Below are 13880 nucleotides of genomic sequence, written 5' to 3'. Positions count from 1 at the left end.
GCGTGCAGCGTCTGGCGATTGCAGAACGTCCCAACTGGCGTGAAAAAGCCACTGAATATGGCTTTCGCTTCCATACCATGCACGGCGAGCCTTACTGGTGCGAGGATGCTTATTATCAGTTTACGCTGGCGCAAATCGAGAAGCTGGAGGCGGTCACCGCCGAGCTGCATCAGATGTGCCTGCAGGTGGTGGACAAAGTGGTCAACAGCGAAGAGCTGCTGGCGAAATTCCGCATCCCGAAACATACCTGGGATTTTGTTCGCACCTCGTGGAAGACCAGCCAGCCTTCGCTCTACTCCCGGCTGGATCTGGCCTGGGATGGGCAGACGGATGCCAAACTGCTGGAAAACAACGCCGACACGCCGACCTCCTTGTACGAAGCCGCTTTCTTTCAGTGGATCTGGCTGGAAGATCAGCTTAGCGCTGGCAATCTGCCGGCCGGTAGCGATCAGTTCAACAGCCTGCAGGAGAAGCTGATCGACCGCTTTGCGGCGCTGCATCAGCAGCACGGCTTTAGCTGGCTGCACTTTGCCTGCTGCCGCGATACGGATGAAGATCGCGGCACCGTGCAGTATCTTCAGGATTGCGCGACGGAGGCAGGGCTACCAAGCGAGTTCCTCTATATCGACGAAATCGGCCTGGGCGAAAAAGGCCAGTTTACCGACGTGCATGACCAGGTAATCGGCAATCTTTTCAAGCTTTATCCCTGGGAGTTCATGCTGCGCGAGACGTTTTCCACCAAGCTGGCCGATGCCGGCGTGCGCTGGCTGGAACCGGCGTGGAAAAGCATTATTTCCAATAAGGCGCTGCTGCCGATGCTGTGGAAAATGTTTCCCAATCATCCTAATCTGCTGCCCGCTTATTTTGCTGAAGATAACGTGCCGGCGATGGCTAAATATGTGGTCAAACCGCTGTTTTCACGCGAGGGCGCTAACATCCGCATTGTGGAAAACGGCAAAGAAATCGCCCGCGTGGATGGCCCCTATGGCGAAGAAGGCATGATCGTGCAGCAGTTCCATCCGCTGCCGAAGTTTGGCGATAGCTATACGCTGATCGGCAGCTGGCTGATTGACGATCGGCCAGCCGGGATCGGCCTGCGCGAAGATCGCGACCTGATCACCCAGGATCTCTCCCGATTCTACCCGCATACCTTTATCGAATAGGTTCTGGCGGATCTTATCCTACCCGTACCGAAAGCATGCTGATTGCTGCCATTTCCAGCCCGTCTGCGGGCACGGAAATGGTTTCGCCCGGCTCCCGCGCGCCCAGAACGTAAAGCAGCGGCAGATAATGCTCCGGCGTTGGGTTAGCAAGCGCCGCGCCCTCATGCTGCATAAAATTAACCAGTGGATGATCTTCCACTGGCCCTTCCCAGGCCAGATGCTCACGCACGTAGTGATTGAATGACACAGCCCAGCCGTGCGGTTTCGCACTGTCGTCCCGACTTGCCATCCGCAGGTTATGCACCACGTTGCCGCTGGCGACAATCATGTAGCCGCGTTCGCGCATCGCGGTCAGCCTGCGGCCCAGTGCAAAATGGTAAGCGGCGGGTTTGGTGCCGTCCACGCTAAGCTGCACCACCGGGATATCGGCCTGCGGATACATTTTTATCAGCACGCCCCAGGCGCCGTGATCCAGCCCCCACGCCTGATCCTGCACCACCTCAACCGGCGCCAGCGCGTCCGCTATTTCTTTCGCCAGCGCAGGCGAGCCGGGTGCAGGATAGCGCGTATCAAACAGCGCCTGTGGAAAACCGCCAAAATCGTGGATGGTGCGCGGCTTTTCCATCGCGGTCACCGCCGTTCCGCGCGTATACCAGTGGGCGGAGACAGCAATAATTCCCTTCGGACGCGGCAAGTTCTGCCCCAGCTCGCGCCAGCTTTGCGTATAGGCATTTTCTTCCAGCACGTTCATCGGGCTGCCGTGGCCCAGAAAAAGCGCGGGCATCAGTGATTTCATAACTCTCTCCGGACATTAAAGCGATAACGAATACGTTACGCTCTTTTTAGCGCCGGGAAAGCCGGATAAGCATGATGAAGATCGTCAGGAAATTTGATGGATCGGAAATGACATTTCCTGACGTTGCACATACTTTTTCTCTGCTAATGTATAGCAAAGGCTATACTTTCTCGGGAACAGGAGAGATGATCGTGTCCATACCTTTACTGCTGACTCTGCTGGCCGGCGGCGCCACGTTTATCGGGGCCTTTCTGGGCGTTATCGGCCAAAAGCCGTCGGCGCGAGCGCTGGCTTTTGCGCTGGGCTTTGCCGCCGGTATTATGCTGCTGATTTCGCTGATGGAGATGCTGCCCGCTGCGCTGAAGGCGGAGGGAATGTCACCGCTGCTGGGCTACGGCATGTTTATCGTCGGGCTGCTGGGTTATTTTGCGCTGGACAGGCTGCTGCCGCACCATCATCCCCAGGATCTGATGGCGGGTAAATCACCGCAGGACCTGCGTCGTACCGCGCTGCTGCTGACGCTTGGCATCAGCCTGCATAATTTCCCGGAAGGTATCGCAACCTTTGTGACCGCCAGCAGCGATCTGGAGCTGGGTATGGGCATTGCGCTGGCGGTAGCCATTCATAATATTCCCGAAGGGCTGGCCGTCGCCGGGCCGATGTATGCCGCGACAGGATCGAAAAAGAAGGCGTTGTTCTGGGCAGGGATTTCCGGCATGGCGGAGATAGCCGGCGGCATTATTGCTTTCATGCTGATGGGGCCGTGGCTGTCGCCGCTGGTGATAGGCGCGGTAATGGCGGCCGTCGCCGGTATCATGGTGGCACTGTCCGTTGACGAACTGATGCCGCTGGCGCGCGATATCGCGCCGGATGTGAATCCCAGCTATGGCGTACTCTGTGGCATGACGGTAATGGGGCTGAGCCTGACGCTGTTGGAAAGCGCCGGCCTGAGCTAAAGACCAACGGTGAGGCAAATTTTTCCGCACGTGGAAACCAGCGCCCATCGGGCCAGCTATGCGAAAAGCAGACACTATCGGGCCAGCCGGGCGCTGTCAGGCCGGTGAGGCGGAGAACCGGGCGCGGAAAAAGCCGCAGCGCGAAAACTATCGCGCCGCGCGCCTGCACGACATTAGCGATGCGTACAGAAGCGCGGCAATGCGCCTAGCTTGCCTGACGCGTTTCGCGGCTGCGGCGGTAAGCGACCAGATCTTCGATGGTCACCACCGGCATCGCGTGCTGTTTCGCAAAGGCGATGGCTTCGGGCGCATGAGCCATGGTGCCGTCGTCGTTGGTCAGCTCGCACAGTACGCCTGCAGGTTTGAAACCGGCCAGCGTCACTAAATCAATAGTGGCTTCGGTATGGCCGCCGCGCGTCAGCACGCCGCCTTCACGAGCGCGCAGAGGAAACACGTGGCCCGGACGATGCAGATCGCCCGGTTTAGCATTATCGGCCACGGCCGCACGAATGGTGGTGATGCGATCCGCAGCGGAAACGCCGGTGGTCACGCCTTCCGCCGCCTCAATGGTAACGGTAAAGCCGGTGCCGAAAGAGCTGGTGTTGTTCTCTACCATCATCGGCAGTTCCAGCTGGCGGAGGCGTTCTTCGTTCAGGCACAGGCAAACAATGCCGCTGCCGTGACGAATGGTCAGCGCCATTTGTTCGACGGTCATGGTTTCCGCGGCGAAAATCATATCGCCTTCGTTTTCACGATCTTCATCATCCAGCACCATGACGCCACGGCCATTGCGCAGCGCGTCGATAGCGCGTTCCACACGCTGTTCAGGCGTGCCAAATTCAGAAAGAAGCGTCTGATTCATGGTAAATAATCCTTTGTGTAATATGGGTTACCAGAACCAGGGCGAGCTTAGGAGTGTCTTGCAGCGACAAAAAATAACGGCGTGGCGGGCGTAGACCCGGCAGGATACGTTACTCTCTCCCATCCGGACTTTAACCGTCGGCCCCGGAATTACACCGGATCTGCTGACCTTCAGACCAGGAAGATCTGAAGCGCTCGCGGGCTTTCAGCCGTAGCCGATTTACCGCCGGTGGGGAATTTCGCCCCGCCCTGAGAATAAGCCTGATTACTATAGCGCCGAAAAAAAAGCAGGGCAACGAACAAAATAAGCAAATCGTTAGCCATTTTGCCGCTTTCACGTTTTTGGGTTTAACCTTTGTAGTTATGGCATTACACTTAACGAAACTTTGTCGCTATCAGGAAGCCACCATGATTGACCCGAAAAAAATTGAACAACTTGCTCGTCAGGTTCATGACTCTATGCCAAAAGGGATCCGTGAGTTTGGCGATGATGTCGAAAAGAAAATCCGCCAGACCCTGCAGTCACAGCTGACCCGTCTGGATTTGGTTAACCGCGAAGAATTCGACGTGCAGACGCAGGTGCTGCTGCGTACCCGAGAAAAGCTGGCCGCGCTGGAAGCCCGTATCGCCGAGCTGGAAAGCCGTGGCGTGGATGTGCCGAAAGCGGATATGCCGAAAGAAGTGCTGAAAACGGAAGATATGCAGTAACGCCGAAGGCGAAACCGTTTAAAAAAGGCGCCGTGTTCAACCGGCGCCTTTTGTGGTTTAAGGACGGGCCTTTTTTGCCCGCGTCCTCATCAGCTTTTAGCCTGAATGGCCTTAATGATATTGCTGGTGGAGATGCCATCTTCAAAGTTCAGCACGCGCACTTCGCCGCCGTTTGCCCACACCTCTTTGCTGCCCGCGATCTCTTCCGGCTTGTAATCCCCACCTTTTACCAGCAGATCCGGCAGGATATCGGCAATAACCCGCTGTGGCGTATCTTCTTCAAAGGCCACCACCCAGTCGACCGCTTCCAGCGCGCCCAGCACGATCATGCGGTTTTCCAGCGGATTGACCGGACGGCTCTCGCCTTTCAGCCGTTTGGTGGACGCATCGCTGTTGACCGCGACGATCAGGCGATCGCCCAGCTTGCGCGCGTTGGCCAGATAGGAGACGTGGCCGGCATGAAGAATATCGAAGCAGCCGTTGGTCATCACCACTTTTTCGCCGCGACGACGCGCCAGCGCCACCGCCTCTTTCAGCTGCGCCTCGCTCATCACGCCGAAACCGGCCTCGGGCCGTGCACGAATAGCGTTTTCCAGCTCGACTGGCGAAACCGTTGACGTTCCCAGCTTGCCCACCACCACGCCTGCGGCGGCGTTAGCCAGGAAGCAGCTCTCTTCCAGCGTGTTGCCTGCCGCCAGCGCGGCGGCCAGTACGCCGATCACCGTATCGCCCGCGCCGGTCACGTCATAGACTTCCTGCGCCTGGGTTGGCAGATGCACCGGCTCTTTGCCCGGCTGCAACAGCGTCATGCCGTTTTCAGAGCGCGTCACCAGCAGCGCCGACAGCTCGAACTGCTGCATCAGCGCCATGCCGCGCCCGACAATCTCCGCTTCGTCTTTGCACTTACCGACGACGGCTTCAAACTCGGAAAGGTTCGGCGTCAGGATGGTTGCACCGCGATAGCGCTCGAAATCGGTTCCTTTTGGGTCGACCAGCACCGGTACCTTCGCCTCGCGGGCGATGGCAATAATGCTTTCCACGCTGTCCAGCGCGCCTTTAGCGTAATCGGAAAGCACCAGCGCGCCTGCGGAGGGCAGCGCCTCGCGGATCCGCTGATGCAGCGGCTCAACGTCGATCCCCCCGAAACCCTCTTCAAAATCCAGACGGATCAGCTGCTGGTTGCGCGACAGCACGCGCAGCTTGGTGATGGTAGGATGCGTGGCGACGGTAACAAAATCACACTGCACGTTAACGCCGGTGAGCGCGTCGTTCAGCGCGCGCGCCGCATCATCCACGCCGGTCAGGCCGACCAGGCGGGAACTGGCGCCGAGCGAAGCGATATTCATCGCCACGTTGGCCGCCCCGCCGGGACGCTCTTCCACGTTGTCCACCTTAACCACCGGCACCGGCGCTTCAGGGGAAATACGGCTGGTTGGGCCATACCAGTAGCGATCCAGCATCACGTCGCCAACAACCAGAACACCCGCACGGTTAAAATCGGGCAGCGTCATTTTCATTCCAGATACTCCAGGCTGCAGTCAGTCAAAAAATAGTGCGCGCGATGATAGCACATGCCGGCAATCGCGCCCATTGCGCCACGATCACGCCTCCAGCCAGCGCTGCCAGCTGGCGTTGACCACCGACTGCTCCGCGCTGAACGCCTCCGGCGCAAGCTGGCCCGGTAAAGCCTGAAGCGCCAGCCGGTGCAGCTCATTACGCAGCGTAACGTAAGCGTGGGTCAGCGAATACGCCTCCTCCTCGCTCATTCTGCGGTGGCGCGCCAGCAGCGCCAGGATGCGTACGTTATCCGACCAGCTCGTCAGCTCTGGCTCCGTCGCGGCATAGCGTAAGACCAGATATTGCGTAATGAATTCAATATCGGTAATGCCGCCGCGATCCGCTTTGATATCCCAACGCCCTTTTTGTCTGTTGCCCAGATGCGCGCGCATCTTCTCGCGCATTTCCCGCACTTCCGTTTTCAGCTTTTCCGGCTCGCGTGGTAAACACAGAATGCTTCGGCGGATCCCGGTAAAGCGCTGGCTTAACGCCGCGTCGCCAAAAACGATGCGCGCCCGTACCAGCGCCTGATGTTCCCAGGTCCAGGCTTCATGACGCTGATAATCATCAAAAGCCGCGAAGGTGCTGACCAGCATGCCCGCCGCGCCGGAAGGGCGCAGCCGTGCGTCCACCTCGTATAAAATGCCGGACGAGGTGCGGGTGCTGAACAGGTGCATGATGCGCTGCGCAAGCCGCAGATAAAACTGGCGGCCATCAATGCTGCGCTCGCCGTCCGTCACCGCTTCTGCCGGACAGTCGTGCAGGAACACCAGGTCGAGATCCGAACTGTAGCCCAGCTCCCAGCCGCCCAGCTTGCCGTAGCCGATGACCGCGAAGCCGCGCGCCTGCGGCTCGTTAAGATGCGAAGGCCGCCCGTAGCGCTGCACCATCATCTGCCAGGCCTGCTGCACCACCTGTTCCACAATGGCTTCCGCCAGCCAGGTAAGATGATCGCTGACCTTCATAACCGGCAGCGTGCCCGCAATATCGGCCGCGGCGATGCGCAAATGCTGCGCCTGCTTAAACTGACGCAGCGCTTCCAGCTGCTGCTCTTCGTCCTCTTCCGGGATGCGCAACAGATACTGCCGCAGCTCGTCGCGATAGGCATCCGTGGCCGTGGGCTGGTAAAGCGTGGCGGGATCCAGCAGCTCGTCCAGCAGCAGCGGATAGCGCGCCAGCTGATCGGCCACCATTGGCGAGGCCGCACAGAGCCGGATCAAATGCTTAAGCGCACCCGGATATTCCGTCAGCAGTTCCAGATAGGTAGTGCGTGTCACTATGCCCAGCAGCAGCGGCGTCAGACGACCAAGCGTGACGTCGGCATCTTCACGCGGGCAAACCTCGGCCAACAGGCCCGGCATCAGCAGATCCAGCGCCTGGCGACCGCGTGGGCCAATGGTGCGTTTATCCACGTCCTGGCGGAAATCGCCAACCGCGCGTAGCAGCCGCTGTTGCGCTTCAGCGGTAAGATGAGGCACCAACGCCGCCAGCTCCGGTTCTTCCAGGCGATCCTGCCACAGGATGCCATAGTCGTCCGTGTCTTTGCTGTCGCCCGCTTCCGGCGCGTCATCGCCGATCAGCTCGTCGAAAATGGCCCGTACGGCGGCCATATGCTGTTCCAGCTGGCCGTACATCTGCGGCCAGCCCGTGGTGCCCATCGCCCACGCCAGCCGCGCACGGTTAAGATCGTCCGCGGGCAGCGTTTGCGTCTGTTCATCATTAATGCTTTGCAGCAGATTTTCCAGGCGGCGTAAAAACAGATACGCCTCCTGTAGCCGTAGCGCCTGCTCTCCAGGCAACAGATGCAGATCGCTGATGGCCTGAAGCGTGGGCAAAAAGGCCCGCAGCTGTAGCGAGCGCTCACGTCCGCCGCGGATCAGCTGGAAAACCTGCACGATAAATTCCGTTTCGCGGATGCCGCCCGCGCCCAGCTTGATATTGTCTTTCAGCCCGCGCCGACGCACTTCCCTGGCAATCATGCTTTTCATATTGCGCAGCGACTGGATCACGCTGAAATCGATATAGCGGCGATAGACAAAGGGCCGCAGCATTTGCTCCAGCTCCTGGCTCCAGCGATCGTCCGCGCCGCCCATCAGCCGCGCTTTCACCATCGCGTAGCGCTCCCAGTCGCGTCCCTGCTCCTGATAGTAATCCTCCAGCGCGGCGAAGCTCAGCACCAGCGGCCCGCTGTCGCCAAAAGGACGCAGGCGCATATCTACCCGATAAACGAAGCCGTCGATGGTCGGCTGATCGAGCACTTTTATCAGCCGCTGGCCCAGTCGGGTAAAAAACTGCGCGTTATCCAGCTCGCGGCGCCCGCCCTGGGTGACGCCGTTTTCCGGCCAGGTAAAGATCAGATCGATATCCGAAGAGAAGTTCAGCTCGCCGCCGCCCAGCTTGCCCATCCCCAGGATCAGCAGCGGCTGCGGCTCGCCCTGCGCGTTAACCGGGGTGCCCAGCTCGCGGCAGCAGGCCTGCCATAACCAGTCGCGCGCCGCCACGATCAGCGTTTCCGCCAGCACGCTCAGCTGCCGTAACGTTGCCTGGGTGCTGCTGAGCGACAGCGCCTGCATCCAGGCAATACGCGTCAGCATATGGCGGCGAAACAGGCGTAGCTCGCGCATAAGCGCGGCTTCGTCCGCGACCTGCGCCATCTCTTCCGCCAGCCAGTCGGCATAATGTCGCCACTCTTCCGGCTCCGGTGCCTTTTGCTGCAGTTCCTGCTGCCATTCAGGGTAGCGCGTCAGGTTTTCACTGATGAAATCGCTGAAGGCCATAGCGGCACGCAGCGCGGGATCGTCAGCGGTAACCGGTAGTGCGGCAAGCAGCGGCGGCAGAGGCGGTAAAGTCAAAGGCGACATAGGTAACTCCCTGTGAGGGCGGTCGAAATCAGGCGCCGCCGTTTTTCCAGAAAACCGGCTGCTTCAGCGCCTGATGGCGATACGACTCCAGCCAGGCTTCCTGATGCGTTTTAATCGCGTGGGCCAGCTGTTCCCACGCGCCCAGCCAGGCCGCCACGGCGGTTTCGTCATAGGCCCCGGCCAGCAGACGTGCGGCAAGCAGCTGGCGCTGCAAACGGGTCAGCTTGTCCTGATACTCACTGGTCTGACGCACGTGGGCAAACGTCTCTTTCAGATCGGCAGAAACGCGGCCCAGCATGATGTCGCAGAAGCGCTTAAAGGAGCCTTGCAGCCTGCTGTCGGTTTTGCTGTCGATAAACGGACGCCAGCCCTCGCTCGCTATCCAGTTAGTAAGCGCCAACTGGGTTTGTAGCCACAGCGGCGTAAAACAGAGCGACGGCTGCGGCTTTTTCTCCGCCAGCGTTTCTTCCAGCTCGTTCAGCTTCTGACGCAGTTCGCTGCTGGCCTTACGCGGCACCAGCGTGCCGAATAGAGCAAAACCCTGACGCAGCGTTTCCAGCGCTTCGTTGATGCCACGCAGCGCAGCCGGAGTGCCGCGCAGCCACAGCTCTTCATGATACTGCCACTGACTAAGCGCCAGCGTAAAAGCGCCCAGCATCCCCTCTTCAACCGTGGCTTTCGGCTTCACTTTCAGGATTGGCAGCGGGCGCAACTCGCGCTGGATCTGACCCTGCGCAAGGCCGTAACCGCGCGCGGCTTTGCTCAGGCTGCCCAAACGCAGTCCGCCCATGTCCGCCAGTTCAGCCGCAAAGGCCATAAGGTCGGCACGTTCGCCGGTTTTCAGCTCCAGCTCGATTTCATTCAACGGCTCGCTCAGCTCGCCCGCCTGCACTTCGCCGTGGTCAAAAGCCACTTCAATCTCGCTATTCAGGTAAGTAACCACCCACTTTTCCCGTATAAAATGAGTGCTGAACAGCGGCTGCAGCTGCGCCTGTAGCGCCGCCACATCACAGCCCTGCGGCCAGATTTCCGCCGGCAGCAGCGCGATGGCCAGTTCGGGCTTTTGCAAGGCTACATTGTATTCCGGGCGCTGATGCAGACCGCCGACGGTTTTCCCCGCCGTTTTCAGCGTCATTTCATAGCTGTCACCGAAGCCGCGAATACGCAGCCCCATATCCCAGCGACGCAGCTGGCGATCCGGCGTTTCAAAATAGATGTTGGTCAGTTTCTGCGGCGCGCTGTGCACGTTTGGCCAGGCCGCAAGACGAGCCGGCAGCTTTTCGGCACCTTCGGGCGTGGTAATGAACTTTAATTCAATTTCTATGGTCATATTTTCTTAATCAGATTAGCGGCACGGTCAACAAAGGCCAGATTATACCCTGCGGCCTCGGCTTTTATGCAGTGCGAAGTCGAAAACCGCTGGTAACGGGCAAGCCAGAGATGACGAAAAGAGTAATGCACAATCGCCCTGGTTGTCCCGCTTTTCCTGGCGCTTTGCGCATCAGGTCGAGTCCAGGATAGTTCTCATTCAGCTTTATGCGAGCCATCTCCAGACTGTGCCATTACTTTTTTTTCCGCACTCACAAAAAAGATACCGAATGAAAAAAACGCATTTACTTGGCCTCACTTTACTGACTTTCAGCGTTGCCGCCTCGCTTCATGCCGAAGAGAAGCGCTATATTTCAGACGAACTTTCCACCTGGGTACGCAGCGGTCCCAGCGACAGCTACCGCCTGACGGGCACGCTGAACGCGGGTGAAGAAGTGGCGTTGGTACAGACCAATAATGATACGCATTATGCTCAGATCCGGGATGCTAACGGCCGTACGTCATGGATCCCGCTGGCGCAGCTCAGTGAGCAGCCAAGCCTGCGCACTCGCGTCCCACAGCTGGAACAGCAGGTAAAGGATTTGACCGATAAGCTGGCCAATATCGACGGCAGCTGGAACCAGCGCACGGCGGAAATGCAGAAGAAAGTCGCGGGCAGTGATGACGTGATCAACGGCCTGAAAGCGGAAAATCAGAAGCTGAAAAACGAGCTCATCGTGGCGCAGAAAAAAGTCAGCGCTGCTAACGTGCAGCTTGATGACAAGCAGCGTACCATCATTATGCAGTGGTTTATGTATGGCGGCGGCGTAGCCGGGGTCGGTCTCCTGCTCGGTTTGCTGTTGCCGCATATGATCCCCAGCCGCAAGAAAAAAGATCGCTGGATGAGCTGAGGCTTTGCCGGGCATCTTGCGGTGCCCTTCTCCTCTTTTTGTCCACCGGCCAGGCGCTTCACAACGGTAGGAGAGCTTCTACACTTCACGTATGATGCCAGAAAAATTTAGTCCGGGAGCCTGTAGTGAAGAGTTATCTTGTCGGTGGCGCGGTACGCGATGCCCTGTTGAATTTGCCGGTCAAAGACAAAGATTGGGTGGTGGTAGGCGCTTCGCCTGCCGAGATGCTGGCGCTCGGCTTTCAGCAGGTCGGCCGCGATTTCCCCGTGTTCCTGCATCCTGACACGCAGCAGGAATACGCGCTGGCGCGCACCGAGCGCAAAAACGGCAGCGGCTATACCGGTTTTGTTTGCTATGCCGCGCCGGACGTGACGCTGGAGCAGGATTTGCAGCGTCGCGATCTGACTATTAACGCCATCGCTCAGGATGATGAGGGCCGCTATTACGATCCTTACAATGGCCGTGCCGATATCGAACAGCGCCAGCTGCGCCATGTTTCAGCCGCTTTTAATGAAGATCCGCTGCGCGTGCTGCGCGTGGCGCGCTTTGCCGCGCGTTTTGCTCACCTTGGCTTCGTGATTGCCGGTGAAACGCTGGCGCTGATGCGCTCAATGGCGGAAAGCGGCGAACTGAGCGAGCTGACGCCCGAGCGCGTCTGGAAAGAGACCGAAAAAGCGCTGGAAAGCCGCATGCCCCAGGTCTATTTTCAGGTGCTGCGCGACTGCGGTGCCCTCGCCGTGCTTTTTCCCGAGCTGGACAATCTTTACGGCGTGCCGGCACCGGCCAAATGGCATCCGGAAATCGATACCGGCGTGCATACGCTGATGACGCTGGCCATTGCCGCAGAGCTGAGCGATGAAGTGGACGTGCGTTTCGCCACGCTGTTTCATGACGTCGGCAAAGCGCTGACGCCGCCGGAAAAATGGCCGAGCCATCATGGTCACGGCCCGGCGGGCGTGCCGCTGGTGGAGCAGCTTTGCCAGCGCCTGCGCGTGCCGAACGCCATTCGCGATCTGGCGCTGCTGGTAACGGAGTTTCACGATTTAGTGCATACCGTCGAGCGACAAAGTCCGGAAACGCTGGTCGCCCTCTTTGATCGCATTGACGCCTGGCGCAAGCCCCATCGCGTGGAGCAAATTGCGCTGACCAGCGAAGCAGACGCGCGCGGCCGCACCGGATTTGAGAACAATGCTTACCCGCAGGGCGACTATCTGCGCAAGGCGTTTGCGATTGTGCAGAACGTGTCGACCAAAGAGGTGGTCGCGGCGGGTTACAAAGGCGTGGAGGTCAGGGAAGAGCTAACGCGAAGGCGTATTGCCGCACTGGCAGCCTGGCGGGCAGAGCCGCTTTAAAAAGAAGCCGGACAAACGTCCGGCTTTTTTTGACTAGACGAAAATCATGTAGACCGCAGCGGCCACAATAAAGCGGTAGATAGCGAAAGGAACGAAGGAGATACGCTGGATTAGCTTCAGGAAGACCTTGATAGCAATCAGCGCCACCACGAAGGCCGTGAGGAAACCTACGGCGAACATTGGCATATCGGCCATCGTCAGGAAGCCCAGGCTCTTATACAGATCCAGCACCGTCGCGCCCATCATCATCGGCACAGCCAGAAGGAATGAGAACTCGGAGGCCGCATAACGACTTACGCCCATCAGCATTCCGCCGGAAATGGTCGCGCCGGAGCGAGAAAAGCCCGGCCACAGCGCCAGACACTGGAAACAGCCAATCATAAAGGCCTGACGGTAAGTCATATCGTCAATCCCTACGGCTTTAGGCTGTTTGGGTTTGAGATATTCCGCCGCCAGCAGCAGAACGCCGCCAACGACCAGCGCGTACATCACGTTAATGGGATTGAAAAGCGTTTTAATTTTATCGTGAAAAATCAGGCCAATCACCACGGCCGGCACCATACCCAGCAGGATGTGGATCAGCGTCAGATGCCCTTTCCCTGTCCCTTCGTGCGGCACTTTGCCAAAGTGGATGCCAATCAGGCCAAACAGACGACGCCAGAACATCACTACCACCGCCAGGATCGATCCCAGCTGAATAACTACTTCAAATGTATCGGCTTTATCACCTTCAAAGCCCAACAGATGACCGACAATGATCATGTGCCCGGTGGAAGAAACGGGGAGAAACTCCGTTAACCCCTCAACAATCCCAAGGATTGCTGCCACCCATAGCTGATGAATATCTGCCATCAAATCTACCCCTATCCGTATCAAAGCCATTAAAAAGGCGGTCGCTGTACGCCACCGCCAAAATTGTGCCCGCAGAAAGGCGGGCCAATCCTCAGACAGCCCATAATGTGGTTTGGTTTCATCGTGATGGCAATCACATTGCGCTTATTTCGGAATAGTCCCTCGTTCGATGATTACACCAACCTGAAGCGCCTGCGCTACCGCGCCCGGCTTGCTCAGTTTGATCCGCACCCACGGCGACCGGAAACGCGTCAGCAGCAGGGTGGCAACTTCTTCTGCCACGCGCTCAACCAACGCGAAGCGACCGCCTGCGACATGGTTGATTATCGCTTCGGCTACGTCGGCATAGCTCAGACAGTCGTTGACGTCGTCGCTGGCCGCAGCTTTACGGTTATCCCAGGCCATTTCGACATCGAACACCAGCTTCTGCGAAATCGTCTGTTCCCAGTCGTAAACGCCAATAGTCGTGATAACCGACAGCTGTTCAATAAATACAATATCCATGATGCGAGTCTCTGTTTTTGCGGTTGCCGGATACCACTTCCGACGGATTAT

General features: G+C 58.5%; 12 protein-coding genes and 1 riboswitch. Of the genes, 5 read left to right on the top strand and 7 right to left on the bottom strand.

Annotation, left to right across the window (positions count from 1 at the left end; translation table 11 throughout):
- Positions 1-2: 2 nt before the first annotated feature.
- The gene (locus EGK14_RS00970; protein WP_125287202.1) at positions 3-1163 is read left to right on the top strand and encodes a glutathionylspermidine synthase family protein; all 1161 of its coding nucleotides are present in this window, start codon (positions 3-5) and stop codon (positions 1161-1163) included.
- 13 nt (positions 1164-1176) lie between these two features.
- On the opposite strand, the gene ygiD is transcribed toward EGK14_RS00970, so the two are convergent.
- Positions 1177-1959, bottom strand: coding sequence for a 4,5-DOPA dioxygenase extradiol (gene ygiD / locus EGK14_RS00965; protein WP_125287201.1), 783 nt, complete (start codon positions 1957-1959; stop codon positions 1177-1179).
- 191 nt (positions 1960-2150) lie between these two features.
- On the opposite strand from ygiD, the gene zupT reads away from it, so the two are divergent.
- A complete protein-coding gene (gene zupT / locus EGK14_RS00960; RefSeq protein ID WP_125287200.1) occupies positions 2151-2915 on the top strand; it encodes a zinc transporter ZupT in 765 nt (254 codons plus the stop codon).
- A 205-nt stretch (positions 2916-3120) separates the two neighbouring features.
- Here zupT and ribB read toward each other — a convergent pair whose 3' ends face one another.
- The gene (ribB, locus tag EGK14_RS00955; RefSeq protein WP_125287199.1) at positions 3121-3777 is read right to left on the bottom strand and encodes a 3,4-dihydroxy-2-butanone-4-phosphate synthase; all 657 of its coding nucleotides are present in this window, start codon (positions 3775-3777) and stop codon (positions 3121-3123) included.
- 107 nt (positions 3778-3884) lie between these two features.
- Positions 3885-4037, bottom strand: a riboswitch (FMN riboswitch).
- Positions 4038-4184: 147 nt separating this feature from the next.
- On the opposite strand from ribB, the gene EGK14_RS00950 reads away from it, so the two are divergent.
- Positions 4185-4484, top strand: a complete 300-nt coding sequence (locus EGK14_RS00950; RefSeq protein WP_125287198.1) for an accessory factor UbiK family protein — start codon at positions 4185-4187, stop codon at positions 4482-4484.
- An 89-nt stretch (positions 4485-4573) separates the two neighbouring features.
- On the opposite strand, the gene hldE is transcribed toward EGK14_RS00950, so the two are convergent.
- From hldE to EGK14_RS00935, 3 genes are all read right to left on the bottom strand, one after another.
- Positions 4574-6001, bottom strand: coding sequence for a bifunctional D-glycero-beta-D-manno-heptose-7-phosphate kinase/D-glycero-beta-D-manno-heptose 1-phosphate adenylyltransferase HldE (gene hldE, locus EGK14_RS00945; protein ID WP_125287197.1), 1428 nt, complete (start codon positions 5999-6001; stop codon positions 4574-4576).
- Between the two features lie 84 nt (positions 6002-6085).
- On the bottom strand, positions 6086-8902 hold the full coding sequence (gene glnE, locus EGK14_RS00940) for a bifunctional [glutamate--ammonia ligase]-adenylyl-L-tyrosine phosphorylase/[glutamate--ammonia-ligase] adenylyltransferase (protein ID WP_125287196.1): 2817 nt from the start codon (positions 8900-8902) through the stop codon (positions 6086-6088).
- Between the two features lie 28 nt (positions 8903-8930).
- Positions 8931-10232 (bottom strand): inorganic triphosphatase, encoded by a 1302-nt coding sequence (locus tag EGK14_RS00935; RefSeq protein ID WP_125287195.1) that lies wholly within the window; start codon positions 10230-10232, stop codon positions 8931-8933.
- Between the two features lie 268 nt (positions 10233-10500).
- Between EGK14_RS00935 and EGK14_RS00930 the strand changes: the two genes are divergently transcribed.
- On the top strand, positions 10501-11121 hold the full coding sequence (locus tag EGK14_RS00930) for a TIGR04211 family SH3 domain-containing protein (protein WP_125287194.1): 621 nt from the start codon (positions 10501-10503) through the stop codon (positions 11119-11121).
- Between the two features lie 125 nt (positions 11122-11246).
- Positions 11247-12473 (top strand): multifunctional CCA addition/repair protein, encoded by a 1227-nt coding sequence (locus EGK14_RS00925; protein ID WP_125287193.1) that lies wholly within the window; start codon positions 11247-11249, stop codon positions 12471-12473.
- A 33-nt stretch (positions 12474-12506) separates the two neighbouring features.
- Here EGK14_RS00925 and bacA read toward each other — a convergent pair whose 3' ends face one another.
- Positions 12507-13325, bottom strand: coding sequence for an undecaprenyl-diphosphate phosphatase (gene bacA / locus EGK14_RS00920; RefSeq protein ID WP_125287192.1), 819 nt, complete (start codon positions 13323-13325; stop codon positions 12507-12509).
- Between the two features lie 144 nt (positions 13326-13469).
- The gene (gene folB, locus EGK14_RS00915; RefSeq protein WP_125287191.1) at positions 13470-13829 is read right to left on the bottom strand and encodes a bifunctional dihydroneopterin aldolase/7,8-dihydroneopterin epimerase; all 360 of its coding nucleotides are present in this window, start codon (positions 13827-13829) and stop codon (positions 13470-13472) included.
- Positions 13830-13880 lie beyond the last annotated feature (51 nt).

This window comes from Erwinia sp. 198 (assembly GCF_003937915.1).
Classification (GTDB): domain Bacteria; phylum Pseudomonadota; class Gammaproteobacteria; order Enterobacterales; family Enterobacteriaceae; genus Erwinia; species Erwinia aeris.
The sequence above is the reverse complement of the archived record's forward strand: the minus strand, read 5'-3'. Positions and strand labels throughout refer to the sequence as shown.